Origin of the sequence: Streptomyces olindensis (genome assembly GCF_040645895.1) — a bacterium.
Taxonomy (GTDB): Bacteria; Actinomycetota; Actinomycetes; order Streptomycetales; family Streptomycetaceae; genus Streptomyces; species Streptomyces olindensis.
In genome coordinates this window covers 114,117-139,539 of sequence record NZ_JBEYZD010000014.1, presented here as the reverse complement: position 1 = coordinate 139,539, position 25,423 = coordinate 114,117, and the positions used below count along the sequence as shown (strand labels likewise).

The 25,423-nt window shown below is 71.8% G+C and carries 27 protein-coding genes and 1 pseudogene; 13 read left to right on the top strand and 15 right to left on the bottom strand.

Features of this window, described 5'->3' with window-relative positions:
• Positions 1 to 119: 119 nt before the first annotated feature.
• The 3 genes from ABZ948_RS11885 to ABZ948_RS11875 are packed head-to-tail and all read right to left on the bottom strand — an operon-like array spanning position 120 to position 1,723.
• A complete protein-coding gene (locus ABZ948_RS11885) occupies positions 120 to 971 on the bottom strand; it encodes a helix-turn-helix domain-containing protein (RefSeq protein ID WP_359758772.1) in 852 nt (283 codons plus the stop codon).
• 13 nt (positions 972 to 984) lie between these two features.
• Positions 985 to 1,509 (bottom strand): DUF6879 family protein, encoded by a 525-nt coding sequence (locus tag ABZ948_RS11880; RefSeq protein WP_359758771.1) that lies wholly within the window; start codon positions 1,507 to 1,509, stop codon positions 985 to 987.
• On the bottom strand, positions 1,481 to 1,723 hold the full coding sequence (locus tag ABZ948_RS11875) for a hypothetical protein (RefSeq protein ID WP_359758770.1): 243 nt from the start codon (positions 1,721 to 1,723) through the stop codon (positions 1,481 to 1,483). The genes ABZ948_RS11880 and ABZ948_RS11875 overlap by 29 nt, the downstream gene beginning before the upstream one ends.
• A 534-nt stretch (positions 1,724 to 2,257) precedes the next feature.
• Between ABZ948_RS11875 and ABZ948_RS11870 the strand changes: the two genes are divergently transcribed.
• Positions 2,258 to 2,464 (top strand): hypothetical protein, encoded by a 207-nt coding sequence (locus tag ABZ948_RS11870; RefSeq protein ID WP_359758769.1) that lies wholly within the window; start codon positions 2,258 to 2,260, stop codon positions 2,462 to 2,464.
• A gap of 1,883 nt (positions 2,465 to 4,347) precedes the next feature.
• Positions 4,348 to 4,539, top strand: a pseudogene (locus ABZ948_RS11865) (hypothetical protein); the annotation flags it as partial.
• Here the strand turns inward: ABZ948_RS11865 and ABZ948_RS11860 are convergent.
• Entirely contained in the window at positions 4,493 to 5,827 is a 1,335-nt protein-coding gene (locus ABZ948_RS11860; protein ID WP_359758768.1) for an FAD-dependent oxidoreductase, read from the bottom strand. The pseudogene ABZ948_RS11865 and the gene ABZ948_RS11860 sit on opposite strands and share 47 nt — an antisense overlap.
• Before the next feature lie 210 nt (positions 5,828 to 6,037).
• Here ABZ948_RS11860 and ABZ948_RS11855 point away from each other — a divergent pair, with 210 nt between their 5' ends.
• On the top strand, positions 6,038 to 6,550 hold the full coding sequence (locus ABZ948_RS11855; protein WP_359758767.1) for a DUF6214 family protein: 513 nt from the start codon (positions 6,038 to 6,040) through the stop codon (positions 6,548 to 6,550).
• Between the two features lie 15 nt (positions 6,551 to 6,565).
• On the opposite strand, the gene ABZ948_RS11850 is transcribed toward ABZ948_RS11855, so the two are convergent.
• From ABZ948_RS11850 to ABZ948_RS11830, 5 genes are all read right to left on the bottom strand, one after another.
• A complete protein-coding gene (locus ABZ948_RS11850; RefSeq protein ID WP_359758766.1) occupies positions 6,566 to 7,273 on the bottom strand; it encodes a TetR/AcrR family transcriptional regulator in 708 nt (235 codons plus the stop codon).
• Between the two features lie 233 nt (positions 7,274 to 7,506).
• The gene (locus ABZ948_RS11845) at positions 7,507 to 8,196 is read right to left on the bottom strand and encodes an HAD family hydrolase (RefSeq protein ID WP_359758765.1); all 690 of its coding nucleotides are present in this window, start codon (positions 8,194 to 8,196) and stop codon (positions 7,507 to 7,509) included.
• Between the two features lie 40 nt (positions 8,197 to 8,236).
• Positions 8,237 to 8,905, bottom strand: coding sequence for a phosphatase PAP2 family protein (locus tag ABZ948_RS11840; protein ID WP_359758764.1), 669 nt, complete (start codon positions 8,903 to 8,905; stop codon positions 8,237 to 8,239).
• A gap of 114 nt (positions 8,906 to 9,019) precedes the next feature.
• Positions 9,020 to 9,955: a M56 family metallopeptidase gene (locus tag ABZ948_RS11835; RefSeq protein ID WP_359758763.1), complete on the bottom strand. Its 936-nt coding sequence runs from the start codon at positions 9,953 to 9,955 to the stop codon at positions 9,020 to 9,022.
• A 96-nt stretch (positions 9,956 to 10,051) separates the two neighbouring features.
• Positions 10,052 to 10,612, bottom strand: a complete 561-nt coding sequence (locus ABZ948_RS11830) for a DUF5134 domain-containing protein (RefSeq protein WP_359758762.1) — start codon at positions 10,610 to 10,612, stop codon at positions 10,052 to 10,054.
• A gap of 162 nt (positions 10,613 to 10,774) precedes the next feature.
• On the opposite strand from ABZ948_RS11830, the gene ABZ948_RS11825 reads away from it, so the two are divergent.
• Complete coding sequence (locus ABZ948_RS11825) at positions 10,775 to 12,493, top strand: FUSC family protein (RefSeq protein WP_359758761.1); 1,719 nt, start codon at positions 10,775 to 10,777, stop codon at positions 12,491 to 12,493.
• Between the two features lie 236 nt (positions 12,494 to 12,729).
• Positions 12,730 to 13,284 (top strand): MarR family winged helix-turn-helix transcriptional regulator, encoded by a 555-nt coding sequence (locus tag ABZ948_RS11820; protein WP_359758760.1) that lies wholly within the window; start codon positions 12,730 to 12,732, stop codon positions 13,282 to 13,284.
• A gap of 74 nt (positions 13,285 to 13,358) precedes the next feature.
• On the opposite strand, the gene ABZ948_RS11815 is transcribed toward ABZ948_RS11820, so the two are convergent.
• Complete coding sequence (locus ABZ948_RS11815; protein WP_359758759.1) at positions 13,359 to 14,120, bottom strand: VOC family protein; 762 nt, start codon at positions 14,118 to 14,120, stop codon at positions 13,359 to 13,361.
• A 164-nt stretch (positions 14,121 to 14,284) separates the two neighbouring features.
• On the opposite strand from ABZ948_RS11815, the gene ABZ948_RS11810 reads away from it, so the two are divergent.
• Positions 14,285 to 15,199, top strand: coding sequence for a GNAT family N-acetyltransferase (locus ABZ948_RS11810; RefSeq protein ID WP_359758758.1), 915 nt, complete (start codon positions 14,285 to 14,287; stop codon positions 15,197 to 15,199).
• Between the two features lie 2 nt (positions 15,200 to 15,201).
• On the opposite strand, the gene ABZ948_RS11805 is transcribed toward ABZ948_RS11810, so the two are convergent.
• A complete protein-coding gene (locus ABZ948_RS11805) occupies positions 15,202 to 15,594 on the bottom strand; it encodes a VOC family protein (RefSeq protein WP_359758757.1) in 393 nt (130 codons plus the stop codon).
• A 147-nt stretch (positions 15,595 to 15,741) separates the two neighbouring features.
• Between ABZ948_RS11805 and ABZ948_RS11800 the strand changes: the two genes are divergently transcribed.
• A complete protein-coding gene (locus ABZ948_RS11800) occupies positions 15,742 to 16,281 on the top strand; it encodes a GNAT family N-acetyltransferase (protein WP_359758756.1) in 540 nt (179 codons plus the stop codon).
• Positions 16,282 to 16,470: 189 nt separating this feature from the next.
• On the opposite strand, the gene ABZ948_RS11795 is transcribed toward ABZ948_RS11800, so the two are convergent.
• On the bottom strand, positions 16,471 to 17,154 hold the full coding sequence (locus ABZ948_RS11795) for a glycerophosphodiester phosphodiesterase (RefSeq protein ID WP_359758755.1): 684 nt from the start codon (positions 17,152 to 17,154) through the stop codon (positions 16,471 to 16,473).
• Between the two features lie 249 nt (positions 17,155 to 17,403).
• Here ABZ948_RS11795 and ABZ948_RS11790 point away from each other — a divergent pair, with 249 nt between their 5' ends.
• Genes ABZ948_RS11790 through ABZ948_RS11780 form a run of 3 tightly spaced genes read left to right on the top strand, consistent with a single transcriptional unit; the run spans position 17,404 to position 20,659 of the window.
• A complete protein-coding gene (locus tag ABZ948_RS11790; RefSeq protein WP_359758754.1) occupies positions 17,404 to 18,801 on the top strand; it encodes a DUF6421 family protein in 1,398 nt (465 codons plus the stop codon).
• A 41-nt stretch (positions 18,802 to 18,842) separates the two neighbouring features.
• Positions 18,843 to 19,592, top strand: coding sequence for an SDR family NAD(P)-dependent oxidoreductase (locus tag ABZ948_RS11785; RefSeq protein ID WP_359758753.1), 750 nt, complete (start codon positions 18,843 to 18,845; stop codon positions 19,590 to 19,592).
• Positions 19,589 to 20,659: a threonine aldolase family protein gene (locus tag ABZ948_RS11780; protein ID WP_359758752.1), complete on the top strand. Its 1,071-nt coding sequence runs from the start codon at positions 19,589 to 19,591 to the stop codon at positions 20,657 to 20,659. The genes ABZ948_RS11785 and ABZ948_RS11780 overlap by 4 nt, the downstream gene beginning before the upstream one ends.
• Before the next feature lie 48 nt (positions 20,660 to 20,707).
• On the opposite strand, the gene ABZ948_RS11775 is transcribed toward ABZ948_RS11780, so the two are convergent.
• Entirely contained in the window at positions 20,708 to 22,078 is a 1,371-nt protein-coding gene (locus ABZ948_RS11775; protein ID WP_359758751.1) for a hypothetical protein, read from the bottom strand.
• A 171-nt stretch (positions 22,079 to 22,249) separates the two neighbouring features.
• Between ABZ948_RS11775 and ABZ948_RS11770 the strand changes: the two genes are divergently transcribed.
• On the top strand, positions 22,250 to 22,822 hold the full coding sequence (locus tag ABZ948_RS11770; RefSeq protein ID WP_359758750.1) for a transglutaminase domain-containing protein: 573 nt from the start codon (positions 22,250 to 22,252) through the stop codon (positions 22,820 to 22,822).
• A 64-nt stretch (positions 22,823 to 22,886) separates the two neighbouring features.
• Here the strand turns inward: ABZ948_RS11770 and ABZ948_RS11765 are convergent, their stop codons facing one another.
• Both ABZ948_RS11765 and ABZ948_RS11760 read right to left on the bottom strand, forming a co-directional pair.
• Positions 22,887 to 23,615 carry a lysophospholipid acyltransferase family protein gene (locus ABZ948_RS11765; protein WP_359758749.1) on the bottom strand — a complete coding sequence of 243 codons (729 nt, stop codon included), beginning with the start codon at positions 23,613 to 23,615 and terminating at the stop codon, positions 22,887 to 22,889.
• A gap of 188 nt (positions 23,616 to 23,803) precedes the next feature.
• Positions 23,804 to 24,220 (bottom strand): DUF4395 domain-containing protein, encoded by a 417-nt coding sequence (locus ABZ948_RS11760; protein WP_359758748.1) that lies wholly within the window; start codon positions 24,218 to 24,220, stop codon positions 23,804 to 23,806.
• 78 nt (positions 24,221 to 24,298) lie between these two features.
• Between ABZ948_RS11760 and ABZ948_RS11755 the strand changes: the two genes are divergently transcribed.
• Together ABZ948_RS11755 and ABZ948_RS11750 are read left to right on the top strand one after the other, a co-directional pair.
• Positions 24,299 to 24,712, top strand: a complete 414-nt coding sequence (locus ABZ948_RS11755; RefSeq protein ID WP_359758788.1) for a thioredoxin family protein — start codon at positions 24,299 to 24,301, stop codon at positions 24,710 to 24,712.
• Positions 24,713 to 24,818: 106 nt separating this feature from the next.
• Positions 24,819 to 25,310 (top strand): flavin reductase family protein, encoded by a 492-nt coding sequence (locus ABZ948_RS11750; protein ID WP_359758747.1) that lies wholly within the window; start codon positions 24,819 to 24,821, stop codon positions 25,308 to 25,310.
• Positions 25,311 to 25,423 lie beyond the last annotated feature (113 nt).

Below are 25,423 nucleotides of genomic sequence, written 5' to 3'. Positions count from 1 at the left end.
GGGTTTCTGAGCGTGGCTTCAAGGGCCATCGTCACTCCTCTGCCAAAGGCTTCTTTCTGTCGAACCTAGGCGTCAGATAGAGTGAAGTTCCACAAAATTCTACGAAGTTCTACGACTCTTCAGTCGAGGGAGTCAATCGCAGCAGAGATGCGGGAGCGGGCGTCGGCTCCGTACACAGCAAGCCCCGCCATCTCCTCGAAAGCGTGGGCGTACTGACTGATCTCGCCGGGCGTCGTCACCGTTATGGCTGCTGTCAGCAGTTCGACGTGGACGCGCTCCTCGTCGAACACAGTGAAGGTCTCCAGCGTCCACATGCCGCGGGATCGCCCAGCGGGAACGATGCCCACGGAGACGGAGGGCAGCGCCATCGTGGACAGGAGGTAACCCAACTGGCCGGCCATCGTCGCAGAGTCGCCTACGACATGACGGAGGACAGACTCCTCCAGGACGATGGCGAACCGGTGCCCGCCCTCGCGAATGATGTTTGAGCGTTCGACCCTGGCTTCCGCAGCGTCGGCGACGTCGTCAGGTGTTCCATGGAAGTGCGCGATGTTGCCAAGGAGGGCGGCGGCGTACTCGTACGTCTGGAAGAACCCGGGGACCACGCTGGAGCTGTAGACGCGGAACGTCCGCGTGCGCTCGTACAGCGGGATGCGGGACTCTTGGAGCCTCCGAAGTCCTGTGCGCTGAACGCGCTTCCACTCCAGGTACATGGAGTCGGCTGTGCGGTTGGCTGCGAGGAGATCCGGAATCTTGTCCTCTGCGTCGCAAGCGCGGCACCATGCGCGGATGTCGTCGTCTGACGGAGGCGTTGTGGCGCTCTGAAGACGCGATACCTTCGACGGCTGCCACCCCGCACGGGCAGCGACCTCCCTACCCGTCAGGCCAGCGTCACGACGGATCTCGCGGAGTTGATCCGCGAGTGCTCGACGTGCGGCATCAAGGGCCGTCGACGGGTAGGGACTCTGCATCGGTGGGTGTCGCTCAGATCCGGTATTCGTCGTGCAGAATGGCTCGTTCCCAGACGGCTTCGAACGCCTCCGCGTGACGCTTCACGACGTCGACCGCATCGCACATGACGTCTTCGACGAACCGCCCGTCGCCGGCGAACAGGCTGAAGCGGATGAGCCGGTCGTCGAAGATCCAAATGTCGTTACCGGGGAGGAGCAGGTCCGACGCCAGGCGACGAGGTAGCCACCGGACGTCTTCGCCGGCCGCAAGGTTCTGCGGCGTGCACGAGTGCTCGTAGCGGATGTAATCGCTGACGGGCTCCGAGACAACGCGCGCCCGACGCATGGCGACACCGCGCCCCACAGCGTCCGCTACGGCGTCGTGAAAGCCGTTCCACCACGACGAGCGGTCGTCAAGGTCGTACTCCCACCCGTCGCGCCATGCAGCAAAGTCGGCGTCTTCCTCCTCGACTCCGTAGACGTCCCGCGTCTCCAGGTGAACCGCGGAACGCTGGCAGGCTGCGAGGAGCTCAGCGAACGGTGGCACCGTCTGCGGCATCGCACGCCTCCCTGATCTGCTGCACCATGCGAGCGGGCAGTCGGACGACTGCCTCCGTGTCGGGGATAGGTCCCGTCAACAGGCATTGTGCCTTGAGAGCGTCGTCCGCCTCCCACCCTTGGAACACGAATTCCTGCTTGTCCTCGTCGAACCACACTGTAGGGCAGTGATCCCCGTTCGTTTCCGGGTCCTTGCCGAAGCTAGTAAGCGCCATGCTGGCCTCCGCCGTTGGTCAGGGTTGCGCAATGTTCTACGACCATCCCGCCGAAGGGTGGTGTCGCGCAAGGGCGCCTGGAGCCACCCTGCGTGGCGCATGCGACGTCGTCAGGTCGCACGAGCGCTGAGGTATCGGCGAGCGCCGACGGCGCTCCGTTGGGTCCTTCGGGGCGGGGGCGGCCTCGCTCGGTTATGAGCGCTCCTCCCATCCGCGAACAGAGCTATAAGTGATCAACCAGGGCATCTAGACGCGTGTAGGGCCAACCCGTAAGCTTTCTTGCAGAGTTGTAGCCTCTGCGCTCACTCACGTGAGAGGCGAGGCGACGACCCCGCGCACTTCCGACGGCTGCGGGGGTCGGACATAGGCCGCTAGTTAGGTAGGCGACGACGTTCAGTTGCGCTAACAACGCACCCACGAGCCTTGAGCCGTCGGGCAGGGACTCGGTTTTGACCAGGGACCATGGTCAGACCGAGCCTGCCTTGAAACCGCCCGGACTGACCACTCCAGCTACCGAGAGGCTTGGACAGTCCGGTGGAAATCTATGGTTGGGCCGCCATGGTCGTGGCGTTCGTCGGTGCCCTCACCTGGATCCTCGTCGCTGCGTTGAGGAAGGTTCCGGCAGTCTGCCGGGAAGCGAAGAAAGCAGTCCGCGCCGTGCGTGAACTGCGAGACGAGATCAAGGGCACCCAGCTACCAGAAGTCAAGGGGCCTCAGTCAGCCGACGAACAACGTCGCTGACAAAAGAACTGACGGGGTGTCGTCATGTCGACGCCCCGTCATTGCGATGTACCGGCCGGTTGCATAGACCTCTGCGGCAGTGGTCTAGGTCCAGGCACGCAATGTCGTCCTCCTCGGAGAGGACGAAGCCCAGACCGGCGCCGACCGTCGAGGCGGTGGCGTCCGGTGCGTGCTCCAGGTCCGCGGTGGGCGCGAGTCATGATCGGCATCGGCACTTCACGCTGCTCGCAGGACCTGTTCATGGGCCCATCCCGTGGGCGGGCGGTCACACTTTCAAGCCCCGGACCAGGGGAGACGCATTCCAGCATGTGACTGAGTCGCTGTGTAGCCGTCTCCCTTTCCAGGGCCAAAATCACGAAGGGCGGCATGGTCGGCTACTACGGCACCGACGACCCGTCTGAGGGAGCCGGCGTTCTGGTGAAGCTGCCGATGTCCTGACGCAGCTCAGCCCCGCTCCTGGGGTCTCACCTCCAGGGCGGGGTCGTCCCGATACTCGCGCTGAGGTAGGCCGCAGCAGCGCGCTCCACGTCCAGACGCCGTACGCCACTTGAAGGCTTGGCCCGTACACGGCTCAGCGCAAAAGCTCGGAGTGCGAGCGACCCCCGAACCACGATCGCCGACAGATAGCGGGATAGGAGAGGGCCCGATGCGGCCGGACCGTGGAATGTGATGCGGAAGCCCCGCGTCTGTGGCAATCCACGCCTTCCGTCTCGCGGCCCACGTGCTTGCCCCATGCTCCCGGGCTCCAGTTGCCGTAATCACGGAATCTGCCGCGGAAGTAGTCGCAACCGTGGGTGATGGAGCGCGAACGGAAGCTGTCATTGGACCTCGCTCAGGAAAAGCTCAGATCAACGATGTGGTTCCGGTTCAGCGCACAGGACCTCACCTGCCATACTCCGATACGGGTCGCGGCCGCACCCTAGATGACCACACCGACTCCTCCGATCGTTAGGGGAGTTCGCCGTAGGTTGGAGGGCTGGCTGTATGCCGCGCACGCCGAATCAGACCGAGTTGCCATCCACCGCTGCTCCGTACTTCGAGCTTCGCGTAGGCGGCTTCCGAGTCACCGCGGACCGTATCCCCGTCCGCCTCCTGACGCTCGTGTCCAGCGCGGTGACGGGCCTTGCCGCGTGGCTCTGGACCCGTTAGATCCGGACGACCGTCAGCTCCAGCTCCGCGTTGTCCACGTCCACGAGCAGCTTGCCGCCGTACTCGTTGATGTCGAACGGGCCGAAGAGCCGCTTCTCGCCCACGGCGAGCGCCTTCGCCCGCCGAGTGATGGCCTGGCCGTCGACCGTGCGGCAGATGCGGAGGGTGACCGTGCGGGACGCCGGAGCGGGACGCCTTCGTCACTGGGATGTTCACGCATGGCATGTGGCCTCCGGATGTGTTGAGGGGTCCGGCAGGCGTCGCCGTCTGCTCTGCCTCCGGTGGAGGCCCGTGACCGGGTCTGTCCGGTCGCCGGATGAGTCGGGATGGGACGATGCGAGCCTCCGACTTCCCGCTCCCAAAGCGGATGCTCCGACCTCTGAACTACGTCCCCAAGCCCCCCACGAAGGACGAGGTGGGTTGCGCGCCGTCCGGATATGAACCGGTCTGGAGTCGTTACCTCCAGCTCTAACTCGCAGACGGTCTACGAGCCGACGGCTCTGCCACTGCCGCCACTCCTCGCGCTGGACGCCGCGCGTTGCAGTGGGTGTCACCCTGCCGCGTCCTCTGCCCAGGGCAAGGGTCGCTGACGAAGCGTCCGTCGGGCACAGCTCGTGAATGGGGCCGGAGTCGAACCGACCTGAGAGAATCATCGGGCACATCGGCCCTACCTATTCGCCACCATGGTCAAAGGGAATGGTGGGGATTGCGTCCCCGTCGGCCGCGCCAGTAGCCGGGTGCTGCGCGAGAGCGGGATGATCCGGCAGGTGTACCGGGGGACGGCGAAGATGAACGGGCTGCGGCGGGACGACCTGGACGCCCTCTTCCCCGGTCTGCTGAGCGCGCTGCTCGACGCGGCGGCCCGGCAGGACGGCCGGATCAGGAGCGCGCGGCGTTCAACAGGGACTGCCAGTCGGGGAGTTTGACCACGCCGCGTCCCAGTGACGCTCCCAGTTCCGCCTCCGCGCGCTCGATCGACTGCCAGCCCGCCCACTCGACCGGGTCGGTGCCCTCCGCGCGCAGGCCCGGGAGAGGGTCGTCGGGGACCGTGCGCAGGGCGAGCGCGGGGGCGTCCTCCAGGAGGGAGGTCGCCGTCTCCTTCGCGCAGGGGCGGTTCGTGCCGATGACGCCGGTGGGGCCCCGCTTGATCCAGCCCGCCACATACTCGCCCGGAGTGACGACGCCCCCGCGCAGGACCCGGCCGGACTGGTTCGGGACCGTGCCGGTGGCGGTGTCGAACGGGAGGCCCTCCAGAGCGACTCCCCGGTAGCCCACCGAGCGCAGCACCAGCTGGGCCTCGAGGTCCTCGTACCGGCCTGTGCCCGTCACGCCGCCGCGCCCGTCCGGTGCCGTCCGCTCGAAGCGCACCGCGCCCACGTGGCCCTCGTCGGCGAGAAGTTCGACGGGGCGCAGGAAGAACCGGAGCCGGATGCGGCGCGGGGCGCCCGTCGAAGGCGCCTCGGCCCAGCCGCGCAGCACCTCCACGTTGCGCCGCTGGGGCGCGGGCAGCGCGGACGGGTCCCGGTACCCGGGATCCAGCGCCAGCTCCGCCGGGTCCACGGCCACGTCGGTCTCCGGCAGGGTGCCCAGCTCGCGCAGCTCCTTGGTGGTGAAGCGGGCCTGGGAGGGGCCGCGCCGGCCCACCATGTGGATCTCGGTCACCCGGCTCGCCGCCAGCGCGGTCAGTGCCGCCTGCGGCATGTCGGTCGGGGTCAGCTCGGCCAGTCCCCGCGCCAGCATCCGGGTGACGTCCACGGCCACGTTCCCCACGCCGATCACCACGGCCGACCGGGCGTCCCGCAGGAACCCGTCGTCCACGGCGTCCGGATGGGCGCTGTACCAGGCCACGAACTGCGTCGCCGACCAGCTGCCCGGCAGGTCCTCCCCGGGAACGCCGAGATGCCGGTCCGTGGCGGCGCCCACGCAGTAGACCACCGCGTGGTACAGCTCCCGCAGCCGCGCGACCGGCACCCCGCCGGGGCCCACCTGGACGCCTCCGAGGAACCGGATCCGGTCGTGCTCCAGGACCGCGCGCAGGTTGTTCTGCAGCGACTTGATCTTCTCGTGGTCCGGTGCCACGCCGTAGCGGACCAGTCCGTACGGGCACGGCAGCCGGTCCAGGACGTCGACGCACACCCCGGAGTCCTGCTGGACGAGGCTCTGGGCGGTGTAGCACCCGCTCGGCCCGGAGCCTACGACGGCGACTCGCAGCACGGCGGAACTCCTTACCCGAGGGATCCCGAGGGATCTCAGGAGAGTGCTGACGCCTCCAGCATCGCACCGGCCGGGCTCCGCTGACAGGGTGCTGTGCTCCGCCCGGGGAGCGTGTCCGATCTGTAGGGAATGTGATCATGCGGTTTCGTTCCGTGTGTGCTGGCAGCCTCCTTTCTGAATCTTTCTGATCGCTCTCCGGCGGACGGTGCGGTGACCGTGCGGCCCGCCTGGGAGGTGCGGGAGAACGGCGACGCCACGCGCTGGTTCGACGTCCGGCTGGCCTTCACCGACGGCGCCCGCGTCGACGCGCTGGCCGTCGTGGCCCGGGGGTCCGTCTGCGTCGAGGAGGTACGGGCCCAGCCCGCGCTGTCCCTCGACGACCTGGCCGTGCTCGCCGACTGGATCGAGGAGTCCCTGACCGAGGCGTGCGCAGCCGCTGCTGGACCGGCCCCGGAGGTCTGCGAGGGTCAGGCGCCGCCCGGCTGCGGGGAACAGGCGCCGGAGGGCCGCCGGGCCCGGGGGCGTCGTGGCCGCCCGGCCTGGCCGAACGGCGCGGAGGGGCGGTGGCTGGTGGCGCAGGAGTACCGCGCGGCCCAGCGGGAGGGCGCCGACCCGGTCCTCGCCGTGATGTGCGCGACCGGACACAGCCGCCGCACGTCGCTCAGGCTGATCGGCCAGGCCCGGGACGCGGGCCTGCTGACCCCGCGCCGCGCCCGGCGGTGAACGCGGGGGAGGGCGTCACGGCTGGACCTCGGGCTCACGCCCCGGCACGCTGCCCGCCCCGAGGCCGGTCGGCCCGCCGGTCGCGAAGAACCGCGACAGGTCCGCGTCGTCCCGCCCGCCGGCCGCCTCGGTGTCCGGCGGGACGCCCAGTTCCCAGTCCAGCCGGTAGCGCTTGAACAACTCGGCCCGCAGCACCGGGACCGGCATCGGCACCCCCGGCACCAGGGCCGCGTACACGGCGCCCATCAGCAGGGCGCGCAGCATCGGGTAGTCGCCGTCCACGTCCTGCGACCCGTGCCGGGCGACGGTGTCCCGCAGCAGCTCGGCCAGGCGCCGCTGCTCCGGGCAGGGCACGAAGCCCTCGGCCTGCAGCAGCCCGGCCATGTGCTGGCGCATCAGCACGGGCCGGTCCCTGGCCAGGCCCAGGATCGCGTCGATGGCCCGGGCCATCCGCTCCCGGCCGTCCTCCGTGCGGGGCTCCCGCTCCAGCGCCTCCTCCAGCGTCCGGTGCATCAGCCGGTGCACGGCGGACTGCACGAGCTGACGCTTGCCCGGGAAGTAGTACGAGACCAGGCCCCGCGCCGAGCCCGCCCGGTCGGCGATGTCGCCGAGCGTCGTCGCCTCGAACCCGCGCTCGCTCACCAGCTCGACCGCCGCCTGCAGAAGCCGCTCCTTCGAACGTCTCCGCAACTCTTCATTGACCGAGGCGCTGCGCGGGGACATGCTTGACTCCTGCGTTGACTGGCTGCCAGCCAACTATACTCAGAGCGTCCGGCCCGGACCCGCGTGGTCCGGACCGGTGATGCCGTCTGCCTCGGGCGACGCGGGGGATCGTCCGAGGCGGGCGCGCAGACGGCACTCCCCACGCCTCAGCCGACCGGCGGCTGCCCATGCCTCAGCCGACCGGCGACTGCTTCCTCGCCCGGTGGCCCGGCGCGACTGCGCGTCGGCCTTTCTCAGCCCACCAGGTCCAGCACCGGCCGCAGCCCGTCCGGCCGGTCGGTCACCGGCAGATGGTCCACGAAGTGCACCCCGCACCCCAGGGCGCCGGCACCGCCGTCGGCCCTGCGGTCGTCGCCGACCATCAGCGTCCGGCGCGGATCGGCGCCGAGCGCCTCGCAGGCGGTGGCGAACAACCGCGGGTCCGGCTTCTGGATGCCGTGCTCGTACGACAGGACGTAGACGTCGATGTACGGGTCCAGGCCGTGCGCCCGGAAGACCGGCCGCAGATCCCAGCCGATGTTGCTCACCACACCGACGGGAATGCCCCGTTCCCGCAGCGCGCCGAGCACCTCGACGGCGTCGGGGTACGGGGCCCAGGCGTCCGGCGTCATATGGCGGTCGTACAGCGCGTCGTGCAACGCCGGGTCGGGCAGCGGGACCTGGCGGGACAGGCCGGTGTAGGCGGCCCGGTGCAGTGCGGCGCTCCGGTCCCGGACCGGCCAGGCGTCGGCCAGTTCGTCCGGAATCCGCTCGGGGCTGACGCCGCCCGGCAGCGCCCCGGCCGCCTCCAGCGCCCGGGCCGTGGCGGTCAACTCCGCCTCGTCGAGCCGGATCCCGGCGGCGGCGAGAACGCCGCGCAGCCAGGAGTCGGTGGACTCGACACGGAAGAGGGTTCCGGAGAAGTCGAACAGCACGGCGGTCATGGGGTGATCCTATGAGGCCTCCGCCGGCGCGGGGGCGGGTTCACGGCTGCCGTCGCCGGTGCACCCACACCGCCACGGCCACCACCGTCGCGCCCAGCAGCCAGCCGCCCACCACGTCCGACGGCCAGTGCACGCCCAGCCAGACGCGGGTCAGCCCGACGCCGACCACCGAGATCACGGCCACGGCCACGGCCGCACGCCACACGCCGGGGGCGACTCCGTGCCGGTGCAGAAGCCACAGGAGGAGGCCGCACACGACCGTCGCGGTCATGGCGTGGCCCGACGGGAACGCCGCGTAGTGCGCCGAGTCGACGGGGTCGGGCCACACCGGACGGGGGCGGTCCACCGCCGCCTTGAGGCCCTGCTGCAGCAGTGTGCCCAGCGCCACGGCCGCTGCCAGCCACACCGCCGTCCAGCGCGCCGCGAGCCGCACCACCAGCCATACGACGACGACCGCGCACAGCAGACGCATCGTCCACGGATCCCACACCCAGTCCGTCAGGATGCGGCACGCCTGGGTGACGCCGCTCTCGTCGACGGCCCAGCGGTGGGTGGTGGCCGCGATCTCCCCGTCCGTGTCGATCAGCGGGCTCCATCTCGCCGCGACGAGGGTCAGCAGCAGAGCCGAGCAGAGGGCCAGAACACCGGCGAGACCGGCGGTGGTGCGGTGTTCCGGGCGGGGCGGGGAGTCGACGGACGAGGTGTGCATACAGCGATCCTCGCCGAACCGGGGGGTCCGGATCCAGTACGGGGGCGATCTTCCGCTACCGGGGCGCCATGCTTCGGCCATGCCGCGTCCACCGGAACCGGCCCCGGGCCCCGGCTATCCCAGTGCCCGCAGCCCCGGGACGAACGCCACCAGCACGGGCACCACCGGCACCAGCGCGGCCGCCGCCGTCAGCCGCAGGCGCCGCGCCGCGGTCAGCCGGTCCGGGGGAGTGAGCAACCGGTGCACCCGCGCCGGGACATGGGCCTGCGGCGTAGGGCAGGGGCCGAACACACCCCGGTGCTCGTTCAGTTCGACCAGGGCCAGGGCCGTGGTCAGACGGCCGAAGCGGCGCGAGGCCGTGTCGTCGGCGGCGAGTTCGACCAGCCGGTGCATCTCGTCGCGGAACGCGGCGAACACCGGAACCTGCGGAAAGCCGCCCGCCAGCGCGGCGGAACAGTTCAGCAGCCAGTCGTGGCGGGCCCGCGCGTGCCCCTGCTCGTGGGCGAGCACGGCGTCCAGCTGCCGGCCCTTCAGCCGGCGCAACGCGGCCGTGGTGACGACCAGTTGCGGCGGGGTGCCGGGCTGCCACCAGGCGTCCGGCTGTTCGCTCTCCAGCACGACGAGCCGACCGGAGACGGCCACCTCGCCGGGCAGCAGCGGGGCCCGGACCAGGAGGTCGGCGCGCCGGCGGCGGCGCCGGGTGCGCGCCCGGGCGACCTCGCGGACCAGCATCGCCGCGCTCCACAGCCCGCCGCAGGCCAGCGCGACCGCGGTGGTCGCCGCCCACGGGCCCGCCGTGCCGAGGGCGTAGGCCTCGACGACCGCACCGGGCGCCGTCGCGAAGACGTGCCCGCCGACCGCGTGCCAGGCCGCCGCCGCGCTGAGCGTCATCGACAGCGCGCAGCACACGAGTACGGCCGCCACCACGCACTGCCACATCCACAGTGCCACCACCGGTTCACGGTCCGGCCAGTCCGCCCGGGCGAGCAGCCGGGGACCGACCACGGCGGTCAGGGCGCCGAGCAGCAACAGCGCCGCGGGGAGCATCATGCGGAGCAGCCTATGAGCGCGGGGCCGCTCACGGGTACGACTTGTGCCGCCGAAGTGACGCAGGCAACGGATCCGTACGCCGCGCAGCGCTCCGGCTCACAGCGTCAGCAGCATCGCCACCATCGCGATCCCCATGGACAGCCGGCACGCCCGCGTCAGTTCCGGCCGGTCCCCCCACCCGGCGGAACCGCCGCCACCGCCCTCTCCGGCCACGGCGGCCACCGGCACCAGGCGGACACCGGTCAGCAGCACGTACCCCGCGAAGTAGAGCAGCAGCGCCCCGGTCAGGAGCGGGACCCCCGACCCGCCCCCACCGTGCGCGTGCGCCGGGGAGCCGGCCATGACGACGGACATGTAGACCATCGCGGCGGCCCCCACCAGGTGGTGGAGGTGGTGGGCACCGGCCCGCGCCGCCCACAGTGCGGGCAGCGCCGCCGCCGCGAACACGGCCGCGTAGGCGGACCAGGCCCACGACGGCGGGGTGAACACCGCCGCCGGTACCGCCATCGCGGCCATCCCGAAGCCCATCAGCGCCTCGCCGCCCGCGGCGCGCCGCTGTTCCGCGGCGCCGCCGCCCCGCATCCGCACCAGGCAGTAGACGCCGGTCATCGCGCAGAGCGCCACCAGCAGCCAGCCGGACGAAGCCGGTCCGTGCACGCGCACCTCCCCGCTCGGCAGTCGGTCTCGACGATCGGTCTTTCGATGCCCGGGCCATGCGGCGCGCACGCGAGCGCGCGGAGGTACACGGGGAGCATTCGGCGGAGCACAGCAGGTCAGAGGCAGTGTTTTACGAGTAAAACACCTGTTAATCTGGTGAGTATGAGCAGCGCGCCCTCTCCTTCCGCTTCCCCGCCCGCCCCGCGTCTCCCGCTGGCGGGCGTGCTGCGCGTGGGCCGGCCCTCGGACATCTGGTTCAAGCCCGCGCTGAGCGTCGTCGCGGCGATCGCCCCGCCCAACCTCACGCTCCTGGCGCTCGGCCGGCTCGACCTGGCGATGTACGCGATGGCCGGGTCCCTGTGCGCTCTGTACACCCACAACCGCCCGTACGCCGCCCGGGCCGGGGCCCTCGCCTGGGTGGTGCTCGGCATGCTCGGCGGCCTCGCCGTCGCCCTGGTCACGGCCTCGCTCACCGGCAGCGCCGTCGTGCTCGTCGGGGTCGGTGCCCTGCTGGCCGCCGCCCAGAAGGTCCTGTGCGACGCCACGCGCACCGGTCCGCCGGGCAACGTCGTCCTCACCTTCGTCAGCTCCGCCGCCCTGTTCGCGCCGCAGAGCCTCGACCAGGTCCCCGGCCATCTGGCCTTGGCGGCCGCCACCGGGGCCTGGGCCTGGCTGGTGTGCATGGCGCCCGCGCTGGTCCGCCCGCACGGCCCGGAGCGCCGTGCCACCGCCACCGCCCTGAAGGCCGCCGCCGCGTACGCCGACACGGGCGGCACGGGCGGCTTGGGTGACACCGGCGGCACGGGCGCCACGGGTGGCTTGGGTGGCTCGGGGGAGGGCCACGCCCCGGCACGTGCCGCCGGGTACGCCGCGGTGCACGCCGCCTGGCAGTCGCTCCTGGCCACCGGCGCCCGCTCCCGCACCCGGCGCGCCCTCGAACGGCTCGTCGTCCGGGCCGAGGTCGCCCTCGCCGCGCCGGCGCAGGCGGACGCCGAGCGGCTCCGTGCGTGGGCCCGCGCACTGCGCGGCACCGGGCCCGTCCCGCAGGCCTGTCTCCCGCCGGCGGCAGCCGACGAACTGCTCGGAGTGCGGGCGGCCAAACCCCTCTGGGCGCGGCTGGGCCCGCTGACCCCGCTCGCGGCCCGTACCGCGTTCGGCTGCGCGCTCGCCGGCTACGCCTCCCTCGCCCTCGGCATCGGCCGCCCCTACTGGGCCCTGGTCACCGCCGCCTCGCTGTACCAGGCCAACATCGCCCTGACCTGGAGCCGGGCCGTGCAGCGTGTCGTCGGCAACCTCGTCGGGGTGCTCGTCTTCGCGGCCGTCGCACCGCTCGCCCACCTGGGGCAGGCGGCGCTCGTGCTGTGCTGCCTCGCGTTCAGCTTCGGCGCCGAGCTGCTGATCAGCCGCAACTACTGGCTCGGCAGCGTCTGCGTGACCCCCATGGCCCTGCTCATCACCGAGTTCGCCGGGTACCGGGCGACCGGCGAGCTGATGACCGAGCGGGTCGCGGACACCGTCGTGGGCGCCCTGGTCGGCTTCGCCGCCGCCGTGGCGGTCACCAACCGGCGCGCGGGCGACCGCGTGGAACGCGCGCTGAAGGCCGCCGACCGGGCCCGCGAACACGCCGCCCGCCTGCTGGCCGAGCCGGCCCCCCGCCCCGCCGCACTGGAAGCGGCCCGCCGCGGCCTCGCCGTCGCCCTGGCCGATCTGCGGGCGACCGCCGACGCGGCGGCCGGCGAGTGGTGGCAGCGCGCCCTGCCCCAGGAGCGGGTCGTGCTCGCCGAGCAGTCCGGACACCGTACGCTCGCCGCGACGGCACGACGCCAGGGGCTGCTCCCCGACCAGGACACGGCCACAGAGACGGAGGACGCACGGCCATGACGCCGACGGAAGGACCATCGCCCACGGGGGCCGGATCGGGGCCCGGCCCCCACCAGGGCACCGGAGGAGAGCGGGCGCCGGGCGGACGGACGGCGGACGGGGGACACCCTGCGGGGGAGCGACCGGGGAAGGCCGCAGGGGCTCGCGGGGGCGGGGTGGATGCCGTGGGTGGGCGGGCCGGCGAACCGGACCTGGCTGCCGGTGTGCTCGCAGTCGGCGACGATCCAGCCGGTGGGATGCCCGCGGCCGGAGAAGGGCCGGCCGGAGAGGGCCTCGCCGGTGGGCGGCGGGAGGACACCGTCGCCGCGGTCGTCCGGCAGTGGCGGACCGTGCACCCCGGCCTCGACACCGGGCCCATGGAGGTCATCGGCCGGATCAACCGCTGCGCCGCCCTCCTCCAGCAGGCCGAGGACGCCCCGCTGCGCCGGGCGGGACTGAGCCGCCCCGAATTCGACCTGCTCGGCGCGCTGCGCCGCACCGGGCACGAGTTGACCCCCGGGGAGCTGGCGCGGGAGACCTTCTCCTCGGGCGCCGCCGTCACCAAACGCCTGAAGCAGCTGACCGAGCGCGGCCTGGTCGAACGCCGCGGCGACACCCGCGACCGCCGTGTCGTCCACCTCCGCCTCACCGACACCGGACGCGACCTCGTCGACGGCATCCTGCCCGCCCAGCTCGCCTACGAGACCGCCGTCCTGTCCGGACTCGACGGCCCCGAGCAGGGCGAACTCGCCGCGCTGCTCGGCGAGTTGCTCGGCCAGCTGGAGGGCCGCCTGGGCGGGCTGCGGACCTGAACCCGAACAGCCCGCACGGCGGGGCGACGTCAGCGGAGAGCCGGCGTGCGGAGGCGGTGGACACCGCCCTCGCCTCAGAATCCGTCACCGGCCCGGTACACGCCGAACATCGCCCCCTGCGGATCCCGCAGCACCGCGATGCGCGGCCCGTCGGGCACGGACGTCGGCACCATCAGGACGGTGCCGTGCCGCTGGACGACGGCGGTCGTGGCGTCCACGTCCGCCACGGCGAAGTACGGCAGCCAGTGCGGCGGCACCTCGGGCGGGAACTTCTCGTCCATCGTCACCATGCCGCCGAAGTCGGCACCGCCGACACCCCACTGGGTGTAGCGCTCCCCGGCGTTGACGGTCCAGTCGAACACCTGCGTGTAGAAGGCCACGGCCTGTTCCGGATCCCGGGTGAACAGCTCCACCCAGCCCAGCGCGCCGGGCGCGTTGAACAACCCGGCGCCCGGGAAGGTCCCCGCCTGCCACAGCTGGAACACGGCACCGCCCGGGTCGGCGGCCACCGCGAAACGGCCCACGTCGAACACGTCCACCGGGCCGAGCAGCACCGCACCGCCCGCCTCCGTCACCGCACGGGCGCCGGCGTCCGCGTCGGCCACCGCGAACGCCACGTTCCACGCGACCGGCTGCGACGGCTGGTGGAGCGGGGCGAGCGCGGCGACGGCCGCGTCCCCGAGATGCGCGACGGTGTAACCGCCCGCCTCCTGCCGCGGGTCCGTCTCGGGCCGCCAGCCGAACAGCCGGGTGTAGAACCGCTGGGCCGCCTCCAGGTCGCTGGTTCCCAGCTCCGTCCAGCAGGGCCCGCCGGTCACCGGTGCGTCGAGCTTCATGGCGTTCCTTCCGCAGGAAACCCCCTCCAGCACGCTAAGCCGCCGCCGGGGCTAACTGCCATCCGGGAAACCCGGTGGTGTGCGGCGCCGGCCCCGGCGTACCCTCGCCCCGTACCGCACCGCGTGGCGGCCTCCAGCTCCTTCACCCTGCCCGGAGGTACGTCATGCCCGAACCCGAGGTGCGCCCCTTCCGCCGAGCCGACCGCGACCAGCTCACCGACCTGGTCAACCTGCACGTGGCGGCGGTGGTCCCCGGCGTCTCCGTCTCCGTGAACACCGTCCTCGGCGACCTGGAGCGGCGGCCCGGCGAGTTCATCACCGACCCGTGGGTGGCCGAGCGGGCGACGCTCGTCGCCGAGCGGCGCGAGCACATCGTCGCCGCCGCCCACCTGCTGCGCTACCGCGCCGACGCCGGGGTCGGCGAGGCCTACCGGGACGCCGCCGAGATCAACTGGTTCGTCCACCGCCCGGCGGCGTCCCTCTGGCCGGACGCCGACCGGGCGGCGGACCGGTTGATGCGGGCCTGCCTGGCGCGGCTCGCCCGCTGGAACGCCCGCGTCCGATACGCCGACGGCTCGCTCCCCGCCCCGCTCGTCTACGGCGTGCCCCGCCCCTGGCCGCACGTCCGGGCCGTCTACGAACGCGCCGGGTTCCGGCACACCGGGGACACCGAGGTCATCCTGATCGCCCGGGTGGCCGACCTGCCGGCCCACGAGGCCCGGCCGGGCGTCACCGTCGAGCGCACGGTGGGGGAGTGCGGCACCCGCTTCACGGCCCGCGCCGACGGGCACGCCCTCGGCTTCATCGAGGTGGGTACGGCCCTGGCCCGCCCGGAGCGCCACGCCCGCGCGGCGGGCCTCGCCGACATCGGCAACCTGCACATCGAGCCCGGGCGGCACGGCGCCGGCCTGGAGCACCGGCTGCTCGCCCAGGCCGCCGACTGGCTCCGCCTGTGCGGCATCGACCGGCTGGTCGCCTACGAAGGGGCCGCCGAGACGGACAGGCTCGCCCTCCTGACGGGGGCGGGCTTCCGTGAGCTGACCCGGACCGACCGGGGCTGGGAGCACAGCCCCGGGTGACCTCAGATGCCCGGCCGGTAACGCATCGGGTGGTCTGCCGGGACCTCCACCAGCACGATCGGCGTGCCGTCCGGATCCGCGATCCACATCTCGACCAGGCCCCACGGCTCCTTCACCGGCGGCCGTACGATCTCCACGCCCTTCGCCCGCAGCTCGTCCCGCGCCGCCGCGACGTCGTCGACCTGGAGCCACAGGCGTACGGCGGGCGTCGGAGGAGTCTCGGACCGGCCCGAGACCTCCAGGAAGCCACCGCCCATGAAGTAGACCGTGCCGCGCTCCGGCCCCGTCCCGAACTCCCGGTACACGGCGAGCCCCAACTGCTCGCCGTAGAAGGCACGGGCCTTCTCGGGGTCGGCGGGGCGGAGCAGGATCCGGCTGCTGAGTACATGCACCATGCGCCGGAGCCTAGTGGCTGCCCCGACACGACTCTGACGCACCTTTCGACCTGCTTGCGCGGTCCACCGCTCCTTTCTCCGCCGATACCAGGGACGGTTACGCTCGTCCCTGCCCGAGCCTCGCCCAGGACACGGAGACGGACGCCCATGGACACCCTCGACACCGGACTGACCTTCCGCGACGCCACCGACGCCGACGTCGACGAGCTGGTCGCGCTCATCGAGTCGGCGTACCGGGGCGACTCCAGCCGGGTCGGCTGGACCACCGAGGCGGACATCCTGGAAGGGCAGCGGACCGACCCCGAGGGTGTGCTGGCCGTCGTCAAGTCGCCCGACAGCCGGCTGGTGACCGTGGAGCGGGAGGGCCGGATCGTCGCCTGCTGCCAGCTGGAGCACCGCGGTGACCACGCCTACTTCGGCATGTTCGCGGTCAGCCCCGGCCTCCAGGGCGCCGGCCTCGGCAAGATGATCATCGCGGAGGCGGAGCGGCAGGCCCGGCAGACCTGGGGCGTCACGGAGATGCACATGACCGTGATCTCCGTACGCGACGACCTCATCGCCTGGTACGAGCGGCGCGGCTACCGCCGCACGGGCCGGATGACCCCGTTCCCGTACGGCGACGAGCGCTTCGGCATCCCCCGGCGCGACGACCTCCAGTTCGAGCTGCTGGTCAAGGAGCTGGGCTAGGGCCTGTCGTTTGGATCACGCCGCAGACGCGGGGTCTGGCACGCGCATCTGCCGCGTTGTCGTCACTCGCCGACTCCCCCAAGCTCTCGGCTTCGCTCGAGCAGGGAGGTACCCCCATGACCCCGCTCACCGGCACCGAACAGCACCGTCGCTTTCCTGCGACCTGATCCAAACGACAGGCCCTAGCCGTCAGGCCGTGAAGCGGCCCGTGCGCTTGATGTCCGGGTGGTCGGTGGTCGCGCCGTCCAGGCCGAACGCCCGGACCAGACGCAGATGGTCCTGGGTGTTCACCACCCAGCCGATGATCCTCAGGTCGGACTTGCGGGCGCGCTCCACGATCTCCAGGGTGAGCCGGCGGATGTTCAGGCAGACCGTCTCGGCGCCGACCGCGACCGCGCGGTCCACGATGTCGGTGCCGTAGCGGCTCGCGATCAGCGCGGTGCGCACCCCCGGCACCAGTGGCTTGATCTCGGCGATCGCCTCGTCGTGGAACGAGGACACCTCCACCCGCCCGGCCAGCCCGCGCTCGTTCATCACCTGCGCCAGGGCCCGCGCCGCCTGCGCGTCCTTGATCTCCGCCTGGAGCGGCGCCTGGACGGCCTCCAGGACCTCCTCGAAGACCGGCACCCGCTCGCCCCGGCCGGCGTCCAGCGCCCGCAGCTCGGCGAGGGTCTTCTCGGCGATCGGCCCGGTGCCGTCGGTCGTCCGGTCCACGTCCGTGTCGTGCATGACGACGAGCGCGCCGTCCTTGCTCAGGTGCAGGTCGAGTTCGATGGCGTCGAGGCCGGCCTCCTGGGCGGCGACGAAGGACCGGAGGGTGTTCTCGGGTTCCACACCCATGACTCCGCGGTGACCGATGGTGAGGAAGTTCAAGACGCGACTCTCTTCCGTCGACAGGCGGCACTGGGGGCCTGACGGCCCACCTGACCGTATCGCCTGGACCCGCCCCGTGCAGAGAGTGAGCGCATGGTCGGCGCGCGTACGGGCACAAGCATGACCGACAGGAAAAAGTGCGGTGAAGGCCGGGGTCTGGCAGGATAATTTCCCGAGGTGGCCCTTGCTGGGAGGAACCTCGTGTGTATACGGTCGGGGTACGCGAGATTCTCCCGTGGAGGATGGGACATGACGGAAATTCTTGTGCAGGTGGGTTCGGAGGAGCGGGTTCCTCCCGTGGCCAGGGTGGTGGAGCACCCGGCATGGCCCGTGCTCAAGGATGCCGTGGAGCGGATCCGGCCATGGCAGTCCAAGGACGGGTCGATCGACTTCGACGCCGAGGGCGCGCCCGACCCCGCCGACGCCGAGCTCGCCGTCCACCGGGTCGCCGACGCGGTGCGGGAGCTCTCCCCGCTGCTCCCGCACGACAGCGCGTACCACGAGGCCCTGGTCAAGGACCTCGGCCGGTGGGCCGACAGCGGCTTCGGGGTGCCCGACTTCCTCGACTCGCTGCTGGCCTTCCAGCCCGCCGCGAACCGCGCGGACGGCCTCCAGCACCTGGTCGTCTTCCCGATGTACACGCAGAACGGCAACCCGGACCGCAACCTCGAAGCGGTCGTGCTGCGCATGGTCTGGCCCGACTGGCTCGCCGAACTGGAGCGCACCCGCTACGACAACCCGCTCTTCTGCGGCATCAAGTTCGAGGACTTCACGTCCGGCTACGACACCAACTCCGCCGTGCTGTTCCCCGAGACCATCGCCGTGCGCGAGGCGCCGGAGCGGTTCAGCTGGGGCGGCATCTTCTGCGACCGCGAGGCCGCCCGCTTCCGCCGCGTGACCGACGCCGCCGTCGACATCCTCGGCCTGGAGCTGCCCGAGGACGTCGCCGCGATGGTCCACGACCAGAAGCGCTGCGAGGAGGCGTTCGTCCTGTGGGACATGGTCCACGACCGTACCCACAGCCACGGCGACCTGCCCTTCGACCCGTTCATGATCAAGCAGCGCCAGCCGTTCTGGATGTACGGCCTGGAGGAGCTGCGCTGCGACCTCACCGCGTTCAAGGAGGCCGTGAAGCTGGCGGGCGAGGGCGTGCCGCAGGCCCGTGACGTCCAGGTCGCGGTCCTCTTCGACCGCATGTTCCGCTTCCCGGTCACCGGCGAGCGCGTGCGCAACTACGACGGCCTCGGCGGCCAGCTCCTCTTCGCCTACCTGCACAAGCACGACGTCGTCCGCTGGACCGACAACAAGCTCTCCATCGACTGGGAGCGCGCCCCGCAGGTCACCAACCAGCTCTGCGGCGAGATCGAGCAGCTCTACCGCGACGGCATCGACCGGCCCAAGCTCGTCCACTGGTTCGCCGGGTACGAGCTCGTCGCCACCTACCTCTCCCCGCACCCGGGCTCCAAGTGGGCCAAGGGCCCCGACGCCCTGGATCTGACGCAGCCGCCGCGGAAACTCGTCGATGACGTGCTTCCGGACGAGTTTCCGCTGAGCATGTTCTATGAGGCACTGTCCAAGAAGCTGAAGAACGTGATCGCCTCCACCAAGGGCATCACGGCGGACGGCACCGAGCGGATCGCCGCGTGAGCGATCGGCGTACCGAGAACACTGCTCAGGAGGCGAGGAACATGGCGGGGAACGGGGCGCTCAGCGGTGCGGTGATCGCGGTGGCCGGTGCGGGCGGGCCCGCGGGCCGGGCGGCACTGCTCAGGCTGGCCGAGGCGGGAGCGACCGTCATCGGCTCGGACAACGACCCGGAGCGGCTGGCGGAGGCGGTCGACGCGGCGAGCTACGCGACCGGCGGCGCCACCGTCACCGGCGACACGGTCGACCTGCTCGACCTGCAGGCCACCCGTGACTGGGCGAACCGCATCGAGAAGGACTTCGGCCGCGTCGACGGCCTGGTCCACCTCGTCGGCGGCTGGCGCGGCAGTGAGACCTTCACCCGGACCAGCCTCGACGACTGGGACTTCCTGGAGATGCTGCTGGTGCGCACCGTGCAGCACACCTCCCTCGCCTTCCACGAGGCGCTGCAGCGCAGCGACCGCGGCCGGTACGTGCTGATCAGCGCCGCCGGCGCCAGCAAGCCCACCGCGGGCAACGCCGCCTACGCCGCCGGCAAGGCGGCTGCGGAGGCCTGGACGCTGGCCATGGCCGACTACTTCCGCAAGGCCGGGGGCCCCGAGGGCCCGACGTCCGCGGCTGCGATCCTGGTGGTGAAGGCACTGGTGCACGACGCGATGCGCGCCGAGCGCCCCAACGCGAAGTTCGCGGGCTTCACCGACGTCAAGGATCTGGCCGAGGCCATCACCGGGGTCTGGGAGAAGTCCGCCGCCGAAGTGAACGGAAACCGTCTGTGGCTCACCGAGAAGCCGTGAACCCGCCGAAGACCGACGCCCGCCGCCATCACGACCCCGAGGTCCGCGGATTCGCCAGCGACAACTACGCGGGCGCCCACCCGGAGGTGCTCGCCGCCCTCGCCCTGGCCAACGGCGGGCACCAGATCTCCTACGGCGAGGACGCCTACACCGAGAACCTGCAGAGCGTCGTCCGCAGCCACTTCGGGCCCACGGCCGAGGCGTTCCCGGTCTTCAACGGCACCGGCGCGAACGTCGTCGCCCTCCAGGCGGTCACCGACCGCTGGGGCGCGGTGATCTGCGCCGAGAGCGCGCACATCAACGTCGACGAGTGCGGGGCGCCCGAGCGGGTCGGCGGCCTGAAGCTGCTCACCGTCCCGACGCCCGACGGCAAGCTCACGCCCGAGCTGATCGACCGGCAGGCGTACGGCTGGGACGACGAGCACCGCGCGATGCCCCAGGTCGTCTCCATCGCCCAGGCCACCGAACTGGGCACGCTCTACACGCCGGACGAGATACGCGCCCTGTGCGACCACGCCCACGCGCACGGCATGAAGGTGCACCTGGACGGCTCCCGCCTGGCCAACGCCGCCGCCACCCTGAACGTCCCGATGCGCACCCTCTCCAACGCCGCGGGCGTCGACATCCTCTCCCTGGGCGGCACGAAGAACGGCGCCCTCTTCGGCGAGGCCGTCGTGGTGATCAACCAGGACGCCGTCAGCCACATGAAGCACCTGCGCAAGCTGTCCATGCAGCTCGCCTCCAAGATGCGCTTCGTGTCCGTGCAGCTGGAGGCCCTGCTCGCCCGGGACCTGTGGCTGCGCAACGCCCGCCACGCCAACGAGATGGCCCAGCGCCTCGCCGAGGGCGTGCGGGCCGTGCACGGGGTGGAGATCCTCTACCCGGTGCAGGCCAACGCCGTGTTCGCGCGCCTGCCGCACGACGTGAGCGAGCGCCTGCAGAAGCGGTTCCGCTTCTACTTCTGGGACGAGGCCGCGGGCGACGTCCGATGGATGTGCGCCTTCGACACGACCGAGGAGGACGTGGACGCGTTCGTGGCGGCACTGAAGGAGGAGATGGCCCGCTAGGGGGTGCCCGCAAAGTCACCCCCGAGGGCCATCCCCCGCCCGGCGGCGTCAGTTGACGACGATCCGCGCGCTGTTGTTGCGCAGGTTCGGGTCGAACTTCCGGATGCTCAGCTCGGGATCGTCGTTGACGGTGGCCACGGTGGCCTGCGCCCCGCGCACCACGCGGTCGATCCGCAGCGGGACGTCGAAGGTGTGCGACGCCTTGTCGTGCAGGTAGATCGGCGTCTTGCAGTAGTAGGTCGCGGGGGACGCGCCGTCGCCCGAGGGCCAGCAGTCCTCCGCCTCCGGCGGGAGCACGACCGTGGTGCCCTCCGGCGCCTGGAACCGCAGGGTGGCCACGGCCGCTCCCGCGCCCAGTGACGCCACCCAGGCCGGACCCCGGTTGAGGACGGTGACCCGGGCCGTCACGGTGTCGCCCGCGGCCCCGCGCACCCTGCTGCCGGTGAGCTTCAGGTCGGCGGTGTTCCGGGCCTCGAGGATGACGCTCCCGTAGTTGTCCTGCGGGTCGATGTCGGGCTCCGAGGCCACGGACCGGGCGGCCAGGGGACGCAGGTCCAGTTCCGGACCCGTGCCCCTGGTCCACGTCCACTCGCCGCGAGCCTCCTCGTACGCCTCGTCCGAGTAGGGCTGGACGGCGTGGTCGAACCGCTCGTACAGCGCGTTCCGCCCGACGCCGAGGGGCGTGCTCAGCGCGTACCGCTGCCCGGGTGCCACCGCCTCGTCCAGCACGCACAGGGCGGAGGCGCCCCTGTCGTCCTGCCGGTACTCGCAGTTCGTGTGCCGCTCCTTGAAGCGCAGGCCGTACGAGGCGTCGAGCCACAGCAGCGTGCGCTCGGCGGTGCGGTTGCCGCTGTTGGACAGCGTCGCCCGCACGCTCGTCTCCGTGCCCGGCCGGAGCCCCCGCTGGTCGTCGACCGGACCGAGCCCGAGATCCGGCCCGTTGCCCACGCCGATCCGGGTCTCTCCCGCGTGGGACGTCAGGTCACCGGCGACGGCCGAATAGCGCACGTACCCGGAGGCACTGGGGTCCGCTCCCGGCAGCGCGCTCAGCCGGAACGTGGCGGCCGGCACGCTCTCCGTCCCGTCGGGCATCCCCGGGAACGCGCAGACCGCCCTGGCCTCCGACTCGGGCACGCAGTTCGCGGGCCAGGACACCCGCGCGAAGGCAGCGACCTCGCTGACGTCGACCGTCAGCCGCCCCTCCGGCACCCTGCCGTCGGCGACGTCCCGGCTCACCCGGACGTCCAGGCTGCGCTCGCGCGCGCTGCCGTCCGCATCCGCGCCGGGCAGCACCGTCTCGTACGGTGCGCTGATCCACAACTCGTTCTCCAGGGCGTACGCGGGCCCGGCCGCCGTCCCGGCCACCGCGAGGGCGCAACCGGCGAGCGCCACGCCCAGCAGGCGCTGTAGGTCCTTCATGCCGTCTCCTTGTCGCTGATCCGCCAAGCCGAGACCCGTGGAGGACGGGAAGGGTTGTGGCGGGGCGAAGGGTTGCGGCGGTGTTCGGCCGTTCTCACCGTAGTGCATATATATGCGCTGAATGGAAAATCCATTGACCCGGAAGTGGATCTCTCCCTATGCTCTGACCGCATGCAGCTGATCCAGGAAACCCCCGACCTGTCCGCGTACTTGGCCGCCGACGAGGCGATAGACCACGATCATCCGCTGGTGCGGGAGACGGCCGCGAAGCTCTCCGACGATGTCGCGGACTCGTATGAGTATGCGCGGGCGGCGTTCGAGTTCGTGCGTGACACCATTCCCCACTCGCAGGACTCCGGCGACCTCCGCGTCACCTGGCGCGCCTCCGATGTCCTGGAACAGCGCACCGGCATCTGCTACGCCAAGGCGCACGCGCTGGCCGCGCTGCTGCGGGCCGAGGACATCCCGACCGCGCTCTGCTACCAGAAGTTCGACGAGGTGCACGGGCTGGTCGCCGTGCGCTTCCACGGCGCCTGGCACCGGCAGGACCCCCGGGGCAACAAACCGGGCGTGGACGCGCGGTTCTCCCTCGACGGGGAGCGGCTCGCCTTCACGCCCGACCCCGCGTCCGGTGAACGGGACTACCCGGTGCTGTACGCGGCACCGCACCCGGTCGTGCTCGACACCCTCAAAGCGGCTCGCGACCGGCCGCACCTGTGGCAGACACTCCCCGCCGCGCTGTGAGGCATCGACCACCCGCCCCCGGCCGGGGGCGAGGGCGTCGAGCGCGTCGCGCGGTCCGGGCGCGTCAGTGCGCCTCGGCCTCCCGCACCTGCTCGGGCGTCGGCGCCGTGCCGCCGAGGTGGGCCGGCATCCACCAGGTGTCCTCCGGGCCCTTCGGGCGCACCGGGTAGGCGCGCTGGGCGGCCTCCAGGAGCTCCTGGACGCGCTCGCGGACCTGGCGCGTGATCGCACCGGCGTACTTGTCACGGGAGGCCTCGATCGCCTCGCCGACCCGGATGGTGATGGGGATGTGGCTGCGCTTGAAGTTGCGCGGGTGGCCCTTGGTCCACAGCCGCTGCGTGCCCCACACCGCCATCGGGATCAGCGGGACGCCGGCCTCCTGGGCCAGGCGCGCGGCGCCCGACTTGAAGCTCTTCAGCGTGAACGACTGCGAGATGGTGGCCTCGGGGAAGACCCCGACGATCTCGCCCGACCGCAGCGAGTCCAGGGCGTGCGCGTACGCCGCCTCGCCCTGCTTGCGGTCCACGGGGATGTGCTTCATGCCGCGCATCAGGGGGCCCGAGACGCGGTGGCGGAAGACGGACTCCTTCGCCATGAAGCGCACGAGACGTTTCTGCGGCAGCGCCGCCAGGCCGTTGAAGACGAAGTCCAGGTAGCTGATGTGGTTGCTCACCAGCACGGCGCCGCCCGAGCGCGGGATGTTCTCCGAACCCTGACAGTCGATCTTGAGGTCCCACACCTTGAACAGCGTGCGGGCGAAACCGACGACGGGACGGTAGACGAGCTCTGCCATGGGCGGGTCGGACCCTTCCTGCTCTGCCTGGGAAGGGATTCCCAGCGGACAAGTTACGCAGCCGTAGGTTTACGGCTTGTCGCAGATCGTGCCCGAAGAACGGCCGGGTAGCCAGTCCTCGTGCCCGTGGTGGACGAGATTCTCGTCACGTCGCCGCCGGGATCCCACCTCGTGCTTTTACGACCCCATTACTCCGCGCGTACCGTCACCCGGCGGATGAGCAGGTACAACTCGCAGCCCAGGCAGTACCCGAACGCGGCGTTCAGGAAGGCCGCGGCGAGCGCGGCGCCGGTCGCCGCGAGCCCCAGCCAGTCCGGGCCCAGGGTGAAGCCGACGAGGCCGATTCCGGCGAAGAGCAGCCCCACCGCCTGGGCGAAGCGCGGCGGTTCGGGCGCCTCGAACTCGGTCGGCGGCCCGAGCCGGGGACGAACGGCCCTGCGGAACAGCAGGCCGTACGGCGAGCGGCCCACCCCGCCCGCCGCGCCCAGCAGGAACGCCAGCGTCTGCCAGGCCAGCAGCCACGCGCTCCCGGTGACCAGAACGACCGCCAGGACGGCGGTCGTCACGGCCGCGCCGAAGCGCGGCCCTCGTGCGTCGATGTCCATGGGAACCAAGCATTCCGCAGGAACGGCCCATGGGGAGGGCGGGAATCTTTGCGGTCTCGTGAACGCTTGTAGCGGGTGATGACCGGACTGGTGGTGTGCGTTCTGGTGCTCGCGGCGGCGAGCGCCTACGGAGTGCTGCAACGGCGGCGGAGCGGGAGAGTGCGGGTGCGCGGGCGGGACGACGGCAAACGGCTCGATGCGGCTCAGCTGGGCGCGGAACTCGGCGAGCGGGCCACGCTCGTGCAGTTCTCCAGCGCGTTCTGCGCGCCCTGCCGGGCGACCCGGCGGATCCTCGACGAGGTCGCCGGCCTGGTGCCGGGCGTGACGCACGTCGAGATCGACGCCGAGGCCCATCTGGACCTCGTACGCCGGCTGGACATCCTCAAGACCCCGACCGTGCTGGTCCTCGACGCCGACGGCCGGGTGGTGCGACGGGCAACCGGCCAGCCGCGCAAGGCCGATGTCATCGCCGCGCTGGGGGAGGCGGTGTGAGGGGCCCGGCGGAGGGGGTGCGACAGGTGCGGAGCCGTCAGTGAGCCATCTCCCACATCACGGAACGAACTTGACTGTGTCCACCATTTATCGTCAGCCTGACCCCATGCCTGCGGACCTCCTCACCACGACCGACCTCCTGCGCTCGGTCTTCCGGCGGCACGCGGCGGGAGTGGCCGTCATCACCGCCCGTGGCGAGACCGGTCCGGTGGGCTTCACCGCGACCTCCCTCACCTCCGTGTCCGCCGAGCCGCCCCTGCTGTCCTTCGGCATCGGCACCGGCGCCTCCAGCTGGCCCGCGATAGCCGAGGCCGGCCATGTCGGCGTCCACGTCCTCGGCGAGCACCAGCAGGAGCTGGCCGCCACCTTCGCCCGCAGCGGAGCCGACCGCTTCGGTCCGGCCACCGCCTGGCGGGAGGGGCCCGAGGGGGTCCCCGTGCTGGACGGCGTCCTCGCCTGGCTGGTCGGCCGGGTCGTCACCCGCGTACCGGCCGGCGACCACCGCATCGTGATCGCCGAGGTGGTGCACGGCGACCCCACGGGCAGCGGCCGCCCCCTCCTCTACCACCAGGGACGTTTCGGGCGCCTGGGCGACTGAGCCGCGTGTCCCCCCGGGCTGCGTGACCGTCGAGTTCCGGTTACGCTGCGTTGCGAAGGTCACAGTTCAAAGCGCTTGCTTAGCGGGCATGAACTGGATGTACTGACGAGTAA